Annotated in this window: 15 protein-coding genes; 10 read left to right on the top strand and 5 right to left on the bottom strand. The window is 71.6% G+C overall.

The features are described 5' to 3' along the window. Window positions 1-91: 91 nt before the first annotated feature. Both ABTZ99_RS16225 and ABTZ99_RS16220 read right to left on the bottom strand, forming a co-directional pair. Window positions 92-376 carry a MoaD/ThiS family protein gene (locus tag ABTZ99_RS16225; protein ID WP_498780036.1) on the bottom strand — a complete coding sequence of 95 codons (285 nt, stop codon included), beginning with the start codon at window positions 374-376 and terminating at the stop codon, window positions 92-94. A gap of 1 nt (window position 377) precedes the next feature. Next, the gene (locus ABTZ99_RS16220) at window positions 378-1,442 is read right to left on the bottom strand and encodes a WD40/YVTN/BNR-like repeat-containing protein (RefSeq protein WP_499611978.1); all 1,065 of its coding nucleotides are present in this window, start codon (window positions 1,440-1,442) and stop codon (window positions 378-380) included. Between the two features lie 153 nt (window positions 1,443-1,595). Between ABTZ99_RS16220 and ABTZ99_RS16215 the strand changes: the two genes are divergently transcribed. Together ABTZ99_RS16215 and ABTZ99_RS16210 are read left to right on the top strand one after the other, a co-directional pair. After that, complete coding sequence (locus ABTZ99_RS16215) at window positions 1,596-3,317, top strand: acyl-CoA dehydrogenase family protein (RefSeq protein ID WP_499611976.1); 1,722 nt, start codon at window positions 1,596-1,598, stop codon at window positions 3,315-3,317. Between the two features lie 259 nt (window positions 3,318-3,576). Further along, complete coding sequence (locus ABTZ99_RS16210) at window positions 3,577-3,996, top strand: ester cyclase (protein ID WP_498780032.1); 420 nt, start codon at window positions 3,577-3,579, stop codon at window positions 3,994-3,996. 84 nt (window positions 3,997-4,080) lie between these two features. Here ABTZ99_RS16210 and cspE read toward each other — a convergent pair whose 3' ends face one another. Next, window positions 4,081-4,287 (bottom strand): transcription antiterminator/RNA stability regulator CspE, encoded by a 207-nt coding sequence (gene cspE / locus ABTZ99_RS16205; protein WP_053717138.1) that lies wholly within the window; start codon window positions 4,285-4,287, stop codon window positions 4,081-4,083. Window positions 4,288-4,532: 245 nt separating this feature from the next. Here cspE and ABTZ99_RS16200 point away from each other — a divergent pair, with 245 nt between their 5' ends. Both ABTZ99_RS16200 and ABTZ99_RS16195 read left to right on the top strand, forming a co-directional pair. Continuing rightward, complete coding sequence (locus ABTZ99_RS16200) at window positions 4,533-4,865, top strand: hypothetical protein (protein ID WP_498780031.1); 333 nt, start codon at window positions 4,533-4,535, stop codon at window positions 4,863-4,865. Between the two features lie 23 nt (window positions 4,866-4,888). Then, window positions 4,889-5,611: a hypothetical protein gene (locus ABTZ99_RS16195; protein ID WP_498780029.1), complete on the top strand. Its 723-nt coding sequence runs from the start codon at window positions 4,889-4,891 to the stop codon at window positions 5,609-5,611. A 31-nt stretch (window positions 5,612-5,642) separates the two neighbouring features. Here ABTZ99_RS16195 and ABTZ99_RS16190 read toward each other — a convergent pair whose 3' ends face one another. Further along, window positions 5,643-6,752, bottom strand: a complete 1,110-nt coding sequence (locus tag ABTZ99_RS16190; protein WP_499611973.1) for a sugar ABC transporter substrate-binding protein — start codon at window positions 6,750-6,752, stop codon at window positions 5,643-5,645. 309 nt (window positions 6,753-7,061) lie between these two features. Between ABTZ99_RS16190 and ABTZ99_RS16185 the strand changes: the two genes are divergently transcribed. Continuing rightward, window positions 7,062-7,229 carry a hypothetical protein gene (locus ABTZ99_RS16185; protein ID WP_498780027.1) on the top strand — a complete coding sequence of 56 codons (168 nt, stop codon included), beginning with the start codon at window positions 7,062-7,064 and terminating at the stop codon, window positions 7,227-7,229. 66 nt (window positions 7,230-7,295) lie between these two features. Here the strand turns inward: ABTZ99_RS16185 and ABTZ99_RS16180 are convergent, their stop codons facing one another. Continuing rightward, window positions 7,296-10,241, bottom strand: coding sequence for a glycine--tRNA ligase (locus tag ABTZ99_RS16180; RefSeq protein ID WP_498780042.1), 2,946 nt, complete (start codon window positions 10,239-10,241; stop codon window positions 7,296-7,298). A 509-nt stretch (window positions 10,242-10,750) separates the two neighbouring features. Between ABTZ99_RS16180 and ABTZ99_RS16175 the strand changes: the two genes are divergently transcribed. The 5 genes from ABTZ99_RS16175 (at window position 10,751) to ABTZ99_RS16155 (ending at window position 15,797) form a co-directional block, all read left to right on the top strand. Then, a complete protein-coding gene (locus ABTZ99_RS16175) occupies window positions 10,751-12,487 on the top strand; it encodes an LCP family protein (protein WP_498780025.1) in 1,737 nt (578 codons plus the stop codon). 24 nt (window positions 12,488-12,511) lie between these two features. Continuing rightward, window positions 12,512-13,177 carry a SanA/YdcF family protein gene (locus ABTZ99_RS16170; RefSeq protein ID WP_499611970.1) on the top strand — a complete coding sequence of 222 codons (666 nt, stop codon included), beginning with the start codon at window positions 12,512-12,514 and terminating at the stop codon, window positions 13,175-13,177. A gap of 131 nt (window positions 13,178-13,308) precedes the next feature. After that, complete coding sequence (locus ABTZ99_RS16165; RefSeq protein WP_230566023.1) at window positions 13,309-13,791, top strand: helix-turn-helix domain-containing protein; 483 nt, start codon at window positions 13,309-13,311, stop codon at window positions 13,789-13,791. Window positions 13,792-13,905: 114 nt separating this feature from the next. Further along, complete coding sequence (locus tag ABTZ99_RS16160) at window positions 13,906-15,084, top strand: Mur ligase family protein (protein WP_498780023.1); 1,179 nt, start codon at window positions 13,906-13,908, stop codon at window positions 15,082-15,084. Then, window positions 15,081-15,797, top strand: a complete 717-nt coding sequence (locus tag ABTZ99_RS16155) for a type 1 glutamine amidotransferase (protein WP_498780022.1) — start codon at window positions 15,081-15,083, stop codon at window positions 15,795-15,797. The genes ABTZ99_RS16160 and ABTZ99_RS16155 overlap by 4 nt, the downstream gene beginning before the upstream one ends. Window positions 15,798-15,866: the final 69 nt, after the last annotated feature.

Genomic DNA, 15,866 nt, shown 5'->3' with positions numbered 1-15,866 from the left:
ACATACAACAGCGGTATGCGGCCCATTCGGCCGCACCGCCGGGAACCACCTCAGGCGCGACTCTCATCGAACGAGACTTGTGAAACAGGCGCTAGCCGCCCGCGACCGACGGCAGGATCCGGACCTCCGCGTCCGGGCGCAACGAGGTGTCGGCGCCGGACAGCCGGCGGCACTCCTCGCCGTCCACGTAGAAGTTCACGTAACGGCGCAGCCCGGCCCGCTCGTCGCGCAACCTGCGGTCCAGCAACGGGTACCGCGCGGCCAGGTGGTCGAGCAGCGCGCCCAGCGTGGCGGGCTCGGGCAGGTCGACCTCCAGCCTGGCCTGGTCGCCCGCCGCCTGCCGCAGCGGCCCGGGGACCAGCACGAGCACCCGCACGTCACACCTCCGCCGCCCGCAGGCACACCACGTCGGGCAGGTGCTCGGCGATCCGCCGCCAGCTGTCGCCCTCGTCGGCGCTCGCGTACACCTCGCCCGACCGCGACCCGAAGTAGACGCCGGCCGGGCTCGCCGCGTCCGTGCACATCGCGTCACGCATCACGGCCGTCCAGAAGCCGTCCGGCAGCCCGTCGCGCAACGCCTCCCACGACGACCCGGCGTCGGGCGACCGGTACACCGCGCACCGCCCGCCGGGCGGGAACCGGTCGTCGTCCGCGGTCAGCGGGAAGGTGTAGAGCATGTCCGGGTCGTGCGGGTGGCTCACCACCGCGAAGCCGAAGTCGGCGGGCAGGCCGTCGGCGATCGACGTCCACGTCTCCCCCGCGTCGTCGGACCGGTAGACGCCGTGGTGGTTTTGCAGGAACAGCCGCTCCGGCCGGGACGGGTGCCGGCTCACCTTGTGCACGCACTGGCCGAACTCCGGGTACGGGTCGGCCAGGAAGTAGGCCTTGATGCCGGTGTTGCCCGGCTCCCACGACGACCCGCCGTCGAACGTCCGGTACACGCCGCCGGTGGACATGGCCACGGTCAGCCGCAGCGGGTCGACCGGGTCCGGCAGCACGGTGTGGATCGCCTGCCCGCCGTACCCCGCCTCCCACCGCTCGCGGTGCGGGTGCTTCCACAAGCCCTCCACCAGCGAATACGTCCGACCGCCGTCCTCGGAGCGGAACAGCGCCGACGGCTGCGTGCCCGCGTAGACGACCTCCGGGTCGGGGGTGAGCGCGAGCTGCCGGACCCGTTCCAGCGCGGCGTCCGCCGGGAACGCGATCGGCGCGCGGTCCGGTTCCTCCCAGGTCGCGCCGAGGTCGTCGCTGGTCACGACGGTCGGCCCGAAGTGGGAGCTGCTCGTGCCGACCAGGAGCCGCGGCCGGTCGCGGCGGTCCTCGATCGCGAGCGCGTAGACCTCGGTCATCCGGTGGTGCGGTCCGCTGAGGCTCCACGACGTGCGGTCTTCACTGGTCGCGAGCCACAGGCCCTTGCGGGTGCCGATGGCGAGCAGATTCATGACAACTCCTCAGCTTGTGACGCGCAGCACACTAACCCCTCGGCCACCACTCCGCAGACGCGGCGAACCCGGGCCCGACACCCGCTTCCCCGGCGAACGGGCCGGCCAAGTTACCGACTGGTAGCGTGCGGCGGCGACGAAGGGAGAACCCCGGTGCTGTTCGACCCGAACACCCACGACTTCGGCCACCTCGACGCCGAGAGCCGCCGCCTGCTGCGCGCGACCGTCGACTGGTTCGAGGAGCGCGGCAAGCGCCGCCTGATCGCCGACGACCAGGCCAAGGTCTGGTACACCGAGTTCCTGGACTTCGTCGCGCGCGAGAAGCTGTTCGCGACCTTCTGCACGCCCGCGGCCGAGGCCGACGGCAACGGCGCTCCCTCGGGCCACGACAAGCGCTGGGACGCCGCCCGCAACGCCGCGCTGAGCGAGGTCCTCGGCTTCTACGGCCTCCAGTACTGGTACGCCTGGCAGGTCACCGTGCTGGGCCTGGGCCCGATCTGGATGAGCGACAACGCGGTGGCCCGCAAGAAGGCCGCCGAACTGCTCGACCGGGGCTCGGTGTTCGCGTTCGGGCTGTCGGAGAAGGAGCACGGCGCGGACGTCTACTCCACGGACATGGTCCTCACGCCCACCGCCACCGGCTTCACCGCCTCCGGCGGGAAGTACTACATCGGCAACGGCAACGTGGCCGGCATGGTGTCGGTCTTCGGCCGCCGCGCGGACGTCGAGGGCCCCGACGGGTACGTGTTCTTCGCCGTCGACTCGCAGCACGAGAAGTTCTCGCTGGTCAAGAACGTGGTCGACTCGCAGATGTTCGTCAGCGAGTTCCACCTGGACGACTACCCGGTGTCCCCCGACGACGTCCTGCACACCGGCCCGGACGCGTTCAGCGCCGCCCTCAACACGGTCAACGTGGGCAAGTTCAACCTGTGCACGGCTTCGATCGGCATCGACGAGCACGCGTTCTACGAGGCCATCACGCACGCCCACAACCGGGTCCTGTACGGCAAGCGGGTCACCGACTTCCCGCACGTGCGGCAGAACTTCGTGGACGCCTACGCGCGCCTGGTCGCCATGAAGCTGTTCGCCGACCGCTCCGTGGACTACTTCCGCAGCGCCTCCCCCGAGGACCGCCGCTACCTGCTGTTCAACCCGATCACCAAGATGAAGGTCACCAGCGAGGGCGAGCGGGTCGTCGACCTGCTGTGGGACGTGATCGCGGCCAAGGGCTTCGAGAAGGACACCTACTTCTCGATGGCCGCCCGGGACATCCGCGCGCTGCCGAAGCTGGAGGGCACGGTCCACGTCAACCTCGCCCTCGTGCTCAAGTTCATGCCGAACTACCTGTTCCGGCCCACCGCCTACGCCGACGTCCCGACCAGGCACGACCCGGCCGACGACGAGTTCTTCTGGCGCCAGGGCCCGGCCCGCGGCCTCGGGCAGGTCACGTTCCAGGACTGGGAGACCGCCTACCGCGAGCACGCGCACGTGCCCAACGTGGCCCGCTTCCACGAGCAGGCCCGCGCGCTGCGCACCCTGCTCACCACGGCCGCGCCGGACGAGGAGCAGCAGAAGGACCTGGACTTCCTGCTCAACCTCGGCCACCTGTTCACGCTGGTGGTCTACGGTCAGCTGGCGCTGGAGCAGGCCCGGATCACCGGCCTGGACGCCGACGTGGTGGACCAGGTGTTCGACGTCCTGGTGCGCGACTTCTCGGCCTACGCCGTCGCGCTGCACGGCAAGGCGTCGTCCACCGAGGCGCAGCAGCGCTGGGCGGTCGAGCAGGTCCGCAAGCCCGTCGTCGACCAGGCCCGCTTCGAACGCGTCTGGAGCAAGGTGGCGGCGCTGTCCGGCGCATACGAAATGCGTCCCTGAGTGATCGCGGTAAGGCGGTGGGCGTTCACCACCGCCTTACCCGTGAAGCCCGGGGTAAACGATTAAGCACGCCCGGTAGCCGGTCGGGCCGCACCGGCAATGGCACCAATCACGACCACTCCGATCGGTCGTCGCGCGCACGTCTCGACGGGTGAACGCGCGGCCGATCGGGGGCCTCTCGACGCGGATGCCGTCTTGACTGGTGGGTGCTCTGCGTGTTTCGTCGTCAGCTACCGACGAACCGGAGGGAATCGCGCGCATGACCGCGTCCAAGGCACTGCGGGCCCTGCGGGAGGCGATCGTGCTGGAGCACCTGGAGTCGGAGAACGAACACGAGTTCGACACCGCCGTCAGCGCCTTCGACCACCCGCGGTGCGAGATCGTGGCGACCGGTCAGGTGTTCGACGGCCGGGCCGAGGTCGCCGGCTACTACGCGCGCGTCCGCGACGCGTTCCCGGACCAGCGCAGCACGCTGGTCGAGCTGCACCACGCCGACGACGCGGTGATCGTGGAACTGGAGCTGCGGGGCACCCACCAGCGCAGTCTGCGCGGCGAGGAGCCGACGGGGCGGGCCTACCGGGTGCGCACGACGGCGTTCTTCGTCTTCGACGACGCCCGGCTGGTGGGCAAGCGGGTCTACGGCGGGCAGGCCGACCAGGCGCCCGCGCTGATCACCTGAGCAACGATTCGGGCCGCCACCCCCCGCTGCTGCGAGGTGTGGCGGCCCGAAAAGATCCAGGTCCTGGTGGTGACCCGGATTAGGTCAGAGCGGTCGAACCGTCTGCGCCTGCGGGCCCTTCTGGCCCTGGCCGATCTCGAACTCCACCCGCTGGTTCTCTTCCAGGGTGCGGTAGCCGTTGCTCTGGATCTCCGAGTAGTGCACGAACACGTCGGCGCCACCGTTGTCCGGGGAGATGAAGCCGAAGCCCTTCTCCGCGTTGAACCACTTGACGGTGCCCTGAACTGCCATCTTGCTACTTCTCCTCTAACAGGTGCCGGATCGCGCTTGCGACCACCGGGTCAGCTAGGGCCCCGGCCCCTCCTGGCGAGGAAAGTTCGGCGCCCGCAACTCCGTTCCGCGAGCGTGGTGGAACACGAACACAGAAAGGTACGACCGAAGACAGTCAACCATGAGATCCCGCCGGCAGTCGAGCGGAAGAATGCGGCGAGTCGCACTGCTACCGTGGGCGAGGTCGCGATCACAGGGGGTCTCCGATGCCTGAACCGATGCTGGTCTCCATCGCCGCGTCGCTCGCCACGCGGGCCGTCGCGGGCCTGTACGAGCTGGTCCGCGCGAAGTTCGCCGACGATCCCGTCGCCACCGCGGCGCTCACCGCCGCCGAAGGCGCGTCCGAGGACTCGCCGCAGGTCAGGGCGTTGAGCGAAACGCTGGAGCGGACCGTCGAGGCCGATCCCGCCTTCGGCGCCGAGCTGCGGGCCCACCACGCCGTCACGCAGACCGGCCGGGTGACCAACCAGGTCTCCGGCACGGTGCACGGCAACGTGGTGCAGGCGGGCGACATCCAGGGCGGCATCAGGTTCAAGTAACCCCGCCGGGTGAAGATGGGGTGGTGTACGCGCTCCACCTGCCCCAGTCCCGGTTGCTGTTCTTCTTCCTCGGCCTGGTGCTCACCTTCGTCTTCATCCGGATCAGCGTCCGCCTGATCAGGGCGAAGGTGCGCTGGTGGCCGGGCAACTTCACCCCCGGTGGCACGCACATCCACCACGTCGTGTTCGGCGCCGTCTTCATGCTGCTCGGCGGCGTGATCGGGCTGGCCGCACCGGACGACCAGCACGGGGTGCGGGTTGCCGCAGCGGCGCTGCTGGGCGTCGGCGCGGCGCTCGTGCTCGACGAGTTCGCACTCCTGCTGCACCTGCGCGACGTGTACTGGACCAAGGACGGCCGGCTCTCGGTGGACGCGGTGTTCCTGGCCATCGGGATGACCGGCCTGCTCCTGCTCGGCGCCCGTCCGCTCGGCTACGAGGAGTTCTACGGCGAGGGCGTGGCCGTGCGCGTGCTGGTCATCCTGGTCAACCTCGGGTTCGCCATCGTGGCGCTGCTCAAGGGCAAGGTGTGGACCGGCCTGATCGGGCTGCTGGTGCCCGTGCTGCCCGAGATCGGCGCGCTGCGGCTGGCCCGCCCCGGCTCGCCGTGGGCCCGCTGGCGGTACACCGAGGGCTCCCGCAAGCTGCGCCGCGCGTACCGCCGGGAGGCCCGCATCCGCCAGCCGCTGATCCGGGTGAAGATCCGGGTGCAGGAGTTCATCTCCGGGCGGCACGACGAGGAGGGCTAGTTCCGGCTCTCCCCGGCGTGCGCACCGGCGCCTAGTTGGTCAGGATGCCCAGCTCGGTGCAGTCGTCCGCGGTGTCTCCGGCGCACAGGTCCGCGTGCTTGACCACGCCCTCGGCCACCAGCGCGCGGACGTTGTCCCGGGTGATGAGGTCCGCGCCCAGCAGCACCGACTTCACGTCCCGCTTGGCCACCAGGTCGCGGGTGTTGCCGGTGGCCAGGTCGTCCGCGCCGCTGAGGTCGCCGCGGGCCACCGCGATGGCCAGCCGCGCCGCCGCCTCGGCCTCGTCCCGGATCGGCTTGTAGACCGTCATGCACTGCTCGCCGCGCAGGATCGAGCGCAGGCCCTCCAGCGTGGCGTCCTGGCCGGTCACCGGCACCCGGCCGGCCAGGCCCTTGGCCTTGAGCACCTCGATCGCCGCGCCGGCCAGCCCGTCGTTGGCCGCGACCACGCCGTCCACCGCGCCGCCGTTGGCGAGAAGCATCTGCTCGAACGCGGCCTTGCCGATCAGCGGGTCCCACTTGTCGATCGGCTTGCTGTCCACCAGCTTCAACGCGCCGGTCTCGTACTTCGGACCGAGCTTGCGGCGCTGGCCGTCGAAGAACAGGGTGGCGTTGTTGTCCGTCGGCGCGCCCTGCAGCTCGATGATCCGCGCGCCCTGCTTCTCGCCCAGGCACTTGAGCAGCCCCTCGGCCTGCAGCTCGCCGACGTTGAGGTTGTCGAAGGAGACGTAGTAGTCGGCCTCGCCGCCCAGGCTGATCCGGTCGTAGTTGATGACCGGGATGCCCGCCTGCCGTGCCTTGCGCTCGACCGCCGCGCCGCCCTCGGGGCTCAGCGGCGTCGTCATGAGCACCTTCACGCCGCGCCCGATCATCTCGTCGGCGATGCTGGCGAACCTCGCCTCGTCACCGTCCGCGTTCTCGATCACGCCCTCGATGCCCGCGAAGTTCAGCGCCTGGAGCAGCAGCGGCCGGTCCTGGTCCTCCCACCGGTCCGACGACGACCGGTCGGGCAGGATCACGCCCACCACCGGCCGCGGGGCCCGGCTGCCGGTCGGTGGCGCGAGCGGGTCGACCGCCGCGCCGCAGCCCGCGGCGAGCAGGACGAGGAGACCGCAGGACACGGCTCTGACTAGCCTTCGCATTCACCAACCCCTTGCGCGGGCACATCGACGTTGACCCGGGAAATACGGAATGTCCCGGAATTCCAACCCTCCGGGTGCGGGTTCGTCAAGACGTAGCAACCCCGCAGCTCCGAATGGTCTGCCCCATTCGGACAGTTGACCTTCCCGGAACATCGAAACCGCAGGTCGGACCGTTACAGTCCGCACTTATCACGCTCCGCACCCGATTGGTCACGCAGCCGGCAGGTACGAAAGGGGACTCCCGTTCGGACGATTTGTGTGCGATGGTGTCGCGTGCCGAACCCTGGCCGGGTGTGTGAGGAGAACAGCGTGAGAATCGTCCCCGCAGCGCTGGTGGCCGCGACCGCCGCGGCACTGCTCGCCTTGGGCGCCGGGCCGGCCGCCGCCGAACAGGTCACGCCGGACCGCACCGTCGCCGTCGACAGCTCGCTGACGCTCGCTCAGTTGCAGACGAGCGAGGACAACCGCGACATGTAGTGGCAGCCGAAGATCCCCGCCCTCCGGCGAGCCGGCGAGCGGGGATCTTCGTCGTGTGCGGGTCCGTCAGCCCAGCGCGGTGCCCAGGGCCTGCCAGTCCAGCACCGGCGCGGCCAGGTCGCGGATCGCGGCCAGCAGCCCCAGCCTGGCCCGCCGCACGTCGGCGTCCTCGGCCATCACGAGCACCTCGTCGAAGAACGTGTTCACCGGCCCGGTGAGCCCGTTGGCGGCGGCGACGAACGCGGCGAGCCCCGTGACGCCGGCGGGCACCTCGGCCAGCGCCTTGTGCAACGCCACCTCGGCCGGCTCCACGAGCGCCTCCGCGTCGTACTCGCCCACGGTGTCCGCGGGCACGATCCGCCGCACCCGCTGCAACGCCGCCACCAGCGCGGCGAAGTCCGGGTCGCCGGCCAGCCCGGTCAGCTCGGCCAACGTCGTGTCGGCCACCGCGGGCGCGTCGGCCAGCGGCAGCACGGCGTTGACGAACCGGTGGTCGTGCCCGGCGTCGAGCAGCTGCTGCTCGTACCGCCGCACGGCGAACTCGCGGGCGGTGTCCAGCGCCTCCGCCGACACCTCCAGCTCTTGGGCGGCCAGCGCCAGCGCCTTGGTCAGCGTGATGTCCTTCAGGTCCGGGAACGCCCGCAGCACGCTCACCGCGCCCAGGGCCGCCCGCCGCAGCCCGAACGGGTCGGAGCTGCCCGTCGGGTTGGCCCCGATGCCGAACAGCCCCGCCAGCAGGTCGAACCGGTCGGCCAGCGACAGCAGCGCGCCGGGCGTGGACGACGGCAGCGCGTCACCCGCCGAGCGCGGCAGCTCCATCTCCCACAGCGCCAGCGCGACCTCGGGGGTCTCCCCCGCCCGCTCGGCGTACTCGCGGGCCATCACGCCGGCCAGGCTCGACAGCTCGATCACCATCTGCGAGCCGAGGTCGAACTTGGCCAGCTCGCCCGCGCGCGCCAAGGTCCCGTCGGCCGCCCCGACCTCCTCGGCGAGCCGCCGCGCGAGCGCCGCGATCCGGCCCGCCCGGTCGGCCATCGAGCCGAGCTTGTCGGCGAACGTCAGCTTCTCCAGCCCGGCCTTCATGTCCTCCAACGGCGTGCGCAGGTCGGCGCGCCAGAAGAACGCCGCGTCCTCGTACCGGGCGCGCAGCACGGCCTCGTTGCCCGCCCGGACCAGGTCGACGTCCACCTCGCCGTTCGCCACGGCCACGAAGTGGGGCAGCAGCGAGCCGTCCTGGGCGCGCACCGGCAGGTACCGCTGGTGCTTGCGCATCACGGTGGTGAGGATCTGGGCGGGCAGCTCCAGGTAGCGCTCCTCGAACGAGCCGAGGATCGGCGTCGGCCGCTCGACCAGGTTCGTGACCTCGTCCAGCACGCCCTCGAAGTCCACGACCCCGCCCACGGAGGCGGCCAGCTCCTCGGCGCGGGCCACGATGGCGTCACGTCGCCGTTGCGCCGACGCGTCGATGCCGTGGCCGGCCAGGAACTCCAGGTAACCGTCCGCCGCGGGCACGTCGACCACGGGCGTGGCGGCGGTGCGGTGCACGCGGGTCTTCGGCTCGGCGGCCAGCGACGACACCGCGACCGGCACGGGCGTCGTGCCCAGCAGGGCGAGCAGCCAGCGGATCGGGCGGGTGAACGACAGCTTCGGGTCGTTCCACTTCATGTTCTTCTCGGCGCGCAGCTCGGAGACCACCTCGCCGAGCAGCCCGCTGAGCACCTCCACCGCGCCGCGACCGGGGTCCGTGCGCACGAGGGCGACGTGCTCGACGCCGTTCTCCGTGACGCGGCCGAGCGCGTCGACGTCCACGCCCTGGCCGCGGGCGAAGCCCTGCACGGCCTTGGTCGGGTTGCCGTCGGCGTCGAAGGCGGCGGACACGCGGGGCCCGCGCACGGTCTTCTCCGCGTCCGGCTCGCGCGGCGCGACGTCGGGCACCAGCACCACGACCCGGCGCGGGGTGCCGTGCACCTCGACCGCGCCGTGCGCCAGCCTGGTCGCGCCGAGCTTGTCCGCGACGGCCTTGGCGACCGCCTCGACGGTCCGCGTCACCTCGGCCGGCGGCAGCTCCTCGGTCCCGATCTCGAACAACAGCGTGTTCGGGGCCGTGACCTCGGCGAACGTGTCCGGCACGGTGGCCGCGGCGGGCGCCTCGGCCAGCCCGAGCGGGTGGCCGAGCTCCTCGCGGCGGGCCGCCCACAGCCCGGCGACCTCCCGCGCCAGGCCGCGCATCCGGCCGAACGCGCGGGCCCGCTCGGTGGTGCTGATCGCGCCACGCGCGTCGAGCACGTTGAACGCGTGCGAGCACTTGAGCACGTAGTTGTGCGCGGGCACGGGCAGCCGCGCGTCGAGCATCCGGCGCGCCTCGGAGGCGTACTCCTCGAACAGGCGCTTGTTCGCCTCCACGTCGGCGTCGTCGAGGTAGTAGCGGCTCATCTCGTACTCGGCCTGGCCGAACGCCTCGCCGTAGGAGATGCCGGGGGCGTAGGAGATGTCCTTGAAGTGGTCGACACCCTGCAGAGCCATCATGATGCGCTCGATGCCGTAGGTGATCTCCACCGACACCGGGTCGAGCGACATGCCGCCCGCCTGCTGGAAGTAGGTGAACTGGGTGATCTCCAACCCGTCCAGCCACACCTCCCAACCGAGGCCCCAGGCGCCGAGGGCGGGCGAGGCCCAGTTGTCCTCCACGAACCGCACGTCGTGCGCCCGGACGTCGATGCCGAGCGCTTCGAGGCTGCCCAGGTACAGCTCCTGCGGGTTACCCGGGTCGGGCTTGAGGATGACCTGGAACTGGGTGTGGGTCTGCAACCGGTTCGGGTTCTCGCCGTACCGCGCGTCGTCGGGCCGGACGCTCGGTTCGACGTAGGACACGCGCCAGGGCTCCGGACCCAGCACCCTCAGCACGGTGGCGGGGTTCAACGTACCGGCGCCGACTTCGGTGTTGTACGGCTGCACGACGACGCAGCCCCGTTCGGTCCAGTACCTGGTCAGCGCGAGCAGCGCATCCTGCATGGTCAGCACGGTGGCAGTCTACGAACGCGGGACCGCGGACCTCACAATCGGGTAACCGACCTGGTCAGCCCGGCCGCGGACCGGTATCACCACGTCCGGCGAACCGGCTGTGCGACGCTGGTGGCAACCTGGGCGGCCCGCCATGCGTCCATTGGGACGAACCCGGGTACATGGGAGGAGTGGGAGTGGACAACCGGCCGCCGAGGCCAGGCGAACCCGACGGGTTCCGCCGGCGACCCGTTCCCCCTCGGAGTCCCCACGCAGGTCAACCGCCGCGCGCCCAGGAGCCGCCACGGCGCTCCGAGCCAGGGGGGCGGTTCGACCCGCCGCGCGGGCCCGAGCGCCCGACCGGCGAGCGACGCGCGCCCGGCCAACCCGACCGACCCGCGGCCGACCGACGTGCGCCCGGTCAACCTGAACGCCCCACCGGCGAACGACGTGCGCCCGGTCAACCCGAGCGTCCCGCCGGCGAACGCCGCCGCGTGCCCGGTGAGCGGCCGAAGCGCCCGGTGACCGACCCCTCGTCGGGCGAGCGGCCCCGGCCCAACGCGCCGAGGGACGAGCGTGCGCGGGCAGGCGGCGAACCCGGCCGACCGAGGCCCGCCGCCGAGCGCCCCCGACCGGCGGCCGGCCGCCGTCCCGCCGAGCGCGACGCCGACGGCAGGCGCCCGGCCGACCCCCAGCGGATCGCACCCGCGCCACGCCCCGCCGGCCAACGCCCGCGCCCGGCCGCCGGCCGCACCGGTCCGCCGCGTCGCCGCCCGCCCGAGCGCGGCACGTCCGGCAGCGCGATCTTCGGCCGGTCGCTGCTCGCGCTGTTCTCCGTCGCCGTGCTGCTGGGCACGGGCTACGCGTGGGCGAACCTGAACACGCTGCTCAGCGAGATCGCCACCACGGACGTCATCAGCGAGGAAGGCGGTGGGGAGAAGCCCGCCGACGGCTCGGTCGACATCCTCATGGTCGGCATGGACAGCCGGACCGACTCCAAGGGCAACCCCCTGCCCCAGGAGATCCTCAACGAGCTGCACGCGGGCAACGAGAACGACGGCGGCCTGAACACCGACACGCTGATTCTCATGCACGTGCCGAACGACGGCGGCAAGGCGGTCGCGGTGTCGTTCCCGCGCGACTCCTACGTGCAGATCGACGGCGGCTACGGCCGGCACAAGATCAACTCCGCGTACGGCTACGGCAAGAACGACGCGATCGCGCAGCTGGAGCGCGAGGGCGTCACCGACCCGGCGCAGCTGGAGGTCCGGTCGCGGCAGGCGGGCGCGAAGAACCTCATCGGGACCATCGAGAACCTCACCGGCGTGACCATCGACCGCTACGCCGAGATCAACCTGGTCGGGTTCTACGAGATCACCAAGGCCGTCGGCGGCGTGGACGTGTGCCTGAACCAGGCCACCCGCGACAACATGTCCGGCGCGAACTTCGCCGCCGGGCCGCAGAAGATCCAGGGCCGCGAGGCGCTGGCGTTCGTCCGGCAGCGGTACGGGCTGCTGCGCGGCGACCTCGACCGGATCGTGCGCCAGCAGGTGTTCATGGCGGGCCTGGCCAAGCAGATCCTGTCCGCCGGCACGCTGTCCGACCCCGGCAAGCTCAGCTCCCTGATCGACGCGCTGACCAAGTCCATCGTGCTGGACAAGGACTGGAACGTGCTGAAGTTCGCCACCCAGATGAAGGACCTGACGGGCGGCAACCTCAAGTTCGAGACGATCCCGACCGGCAACCCGGAGCTGCAGACGCCCGAGGACGGCCTGGCGGTCGAGGTCAACGAGCGCGAGGTGAAGAAGTTCTTCAAGAACCTCAGCGCCGACCCGAACGCCACCGGCACCACCGCGCCCGCCGTCGACAAGGCGTCGGTGACCGTCGAGGTCCGCAACGCCTCCGGGTCGCCGGGGCTGGCCGGCCGGGTGCTCCAGGCGCTGGTGGCCGAGCGGTACACCGACGGCGGCGCCGACAACGCCTCGCCCATGGCCACGTCCGTGGTGCGCTACGGCGTGGGCGGCGAGGCGGGCGCGGAGGCCGTCGCCGAGTCCCTCGGTGGGCTCGAGATCGAGCAGGACGACGACATCCCGGCCGGTCACGTCCGCGTGTTCGTCGGCGCGGACTACTCCGGTCCGGGCACGCAGACGCTCGCCGGCGACCGGCTGGTCGGCCTGGACGGCGCGCGGCAGCAGCCGGACACGAGCACGACCACCGAACCGCCCATCACGGCGGACGGGGTGCGCTGCGTGAACTGATCGTCGACTCGGGGGGTGGCAGTCGTGGGGAGCTTCATCAGACGGGTGCGCTGGAAGCGGGTGCTGATCGCGCTCGGCCTGCTGACCGTGATCGCGGCCACGCCGTGGGTGTGGGTGCGGACCAGCAGCGCCGCCTACCGGCACGACGCCGCCGACGTGCCGGACGCGCCGGTGGCGCTGGTCCTGGGCGCGGGCCTGACCAGGTCGGGCACGCCGACGCCGTTCCTGGCGGGCCGGTTGGACGTGGCCGCCGACCTGTACCGGCGCGGCAAGGTCCAGGTGCTGCTGGTCAGCGGCGACAACAGCCGGACCTCCTACGACGAGCCGACCGCGATGCGCACCTACCTGATCGGGCACGGCGTGCCGGCGGACGTCGTGGTGGCCGACTACGCGGGCCTGGACACGTGGGACTCGTGCACGCGGGCGAAGCGGATCTTCGGCGTCGAGCGGCTGACCGTGGTGACCCAAGAGTTCCACCTGCCCCGCGCGGTGGCGCTGTGCCGCTCGGCGGGCATCGAGGCGTTCGGCGTGGGCCACGACACGTCCGACCGGGTGTCGACCACCGCCTACGGGCACTTCCGGGAAATCTTCGCGGCGGGCAAGGCGATGTGGGACGGCGTCGTGGCGAAGCCCGACCCGCGGTTCCTCGGACCGCGCGAAACGGCCGTCACCAGCGCGTTGAAGCGTTGAAACGCTACTTTCAGTACCACTTGGTTAGCCTGATCGGGCGATAAATCGGACAACCCGCGTAAGCAACCGTCCAGTCGCGCTTTCCATCTGCGTGGGGTCTGCCGGGGCCCCAGCGGACTGGAGGATCGACGGTGCAGATCGACACAGCGGCGTACCAGCGCGTGCTCGGTGATGAGCTCCGCAGCCTTCGCAAGCAGCGCGGATGGACTCGCAAGGAGCTCAACCGCCGGCTGCAGAGCGACATCTCGCTGCAAACGCTGGCCACGTACGAACTGGGCACCCGCCAGTGCTCGGTGACCCGGTTGGTGGAGATCTGCGTCGCGCTGGGCGTGCCCGCGCACCAGGTGCTCGCCCGCGTGCACGAACGCGTGTTCGGTGACGCGCCCGCCGGGCACCTCTCGGTCGACCTGGCCACGGTCGTCGCCGATCCGCGGCCGCAGCTGATGCCGCTGCGGCGCTGGGCGCAGGGCAGGCTCGCGCACCTGGTGCCCGGCCAGCCGCCCGAGGTCCACCTCGACCTGCCCGCGCTGGAGTACATGGCCCAGTTGTGCCAGCTCAGCACGGTGGACCTGATCCGGACCCTGCGGGAGCTGGACCACCAGCGGCACCGGTAGCATCGGGGGATCTCCCTCCCCTGACAGATCCGGGAAGTCGGTTTGCCGAACACTCCAGGTGCAGACCCAGCCCGCCTGCCGCTGCGCACCGCGGCGGCCGTGCGACTGGGCAACATGAGTTCCAAGCTGTCGCAGAAGATGGGCCTGGGCGCGGGCGGCATGATCGGCGGCCGGGTCGCGCTGAAGCTCGACCCGCAGGCGCTGGCGCACTTGACGTCCGGTCGCTCGGTCGCGCTGGTGACCGGCACCAACGGCAAGACGACCAGCACGATGATGCTCAGCCGGGCCGTGTCGTTCCTGGGCGAGGTCGCCACCAACCACGGTGGCGCGAACATGCCCGACGGGCACGTGACCGCGCTGTCCAAGCAGCCCGACGCGCCGTTCGCGGTGCTGGAGGTCGACGAGGGGTACTTCCCCGAGGTCGTGCGCGCCGCGTCGCCCGCGGTGGCCGTGCTGCTCAACCTCAGCCGCGACCAGCTCGACCGGGTCGGCGAGGTGCGGACCATCGAGAAGTCGCTGCGCACGGCGCTGACGTCGGTGACCGGGGTCGTGGTGGCCAACTGCGACGACATCATGGTGACGTCGGCGGCCCGCGACTCGGCGAACGTGGTCTGGGTCGCCACCGGGACGGGCTGGCACAACGACGCCGCCTCGTGCCCGCGCTGCGGCGACCCGATCCGCTGGGAGGGCGAGCACTGGCACTGCACCGGGTGCGACCTGTCCCGGCCGCGGCCGCAGTGGGTGACCGGCGACGGGTACCTGGTGACGCCGAACGGCGTGAAGGTGGAGCTGGCGCTGCGGCTGCCCGGCAAGTTCAACCAGGCCAACGCCGTGATGGCCACGGCCGCCGCGGCCGCGCTCGGCGTGCCGGTGGAGGAGGCCGTGCAGCGGTTGCGCGCGGTGTCCAACGTGGCCGGTCGGTACCGGACGATCCAGCGGTCCGGGCACCGGGCGCGGCTGCTGCTGTCGAAGAACCCGGCCGGGTGGAGCGAGACGCTGACCGTGGTGCGGGAGGCCGACCACCCCGCCGTGCTCGTGATCAACGCGCACGAGGCCGACGGCCGCGACCTGTCGTGGCTGTGGGACGTGCCGTTCGAGCGGTTGCGCGGTCGGCAGGTGATCGCGTCCGGCGAGCGGGCGACGGACCTGGCCGTGCGGCTGACGTACGCCGAGGTCGAGCACACGATCGTGCCGGACCCGCTGCTGGCGATCGACGCCATGCCGCCGGGGCCGGTCGAGGTGATCGCCAACTACACCGCATTCCGCGACCTGAACGCGAGGGCCGCCCAGTGAGCACCAGCAAGGTCCAGATCGCACTCGTGCTGCCCGACCTGCTCGGCACGTACGGCGACTTCGGCAACGCGGTCGTGCTGGAGAAGCGGATGACGTGGCGGGGCATCTCCGCCGAGATCGTGAACATCCGGTTCGGCGAGCCCGTGCCGGAGTCGTGCGACATCTACGTGGTCGGCGGCGGTGAGGACACGGCGCAGACGTTGGCCGTGCGGCACCTGCGCGAGCACCCGGGGATGCAGCGCGCGGCGGCGCGCGGCGCGGTGATCCTCGGCGTGTGCGCGGGGATCCAGATCTTCGGCGAGTCGTTCACCCGGGCCGACCAGGTGACGCACGCCGGTCTCGGGTTGATCGACTCGACGTCGCACGCGGGCGGCAGCCGGGCAATCGGCGAGGTGATCGCGACCCCGGCCGACGGCCTGTTCGAGGGCCTGCTGACCGGGTTCGAGAACCACCAGGGGCGCACCGTCCTGGGTCCGTCCGCCCGCCCGTTGGCGCACGTCAAGGTGGGCACGGGCAACGACGGCTCGGTGGAGGGCGCGGTGCAGGGCCGGATCCTGTGCACCTACCTGCACGGTCCCGTGCTGCCGCGCAACCCGCAGATCGCCGACCTGCTGATCGAGTGGGCCACGGGCGCCAAGCTGGGCCCGCTCGACCTGCCCGACGTGACCCGCCTGCGCGCCGAACGCGCCAAGGCCGCCGGCGTCACCGCCTGAGCGTTCACCTCACGCGTTCCGAACGTAGGACAGGCGCGTCCTACGTTCGGAACCCCGTGGTGGACGTTC

The organism is Actinosynnema sp. NPDC002837 (assembly GCF_040295345.1).
GTDB lineage: Bacteria > Actinomycetota > Actinomycetes > Mycobacteriales > Pseudonocardiaceae > Actinosynnema.
This window is presented reverse-complemented; position numbering and strand designations above follow the sequence as displayed.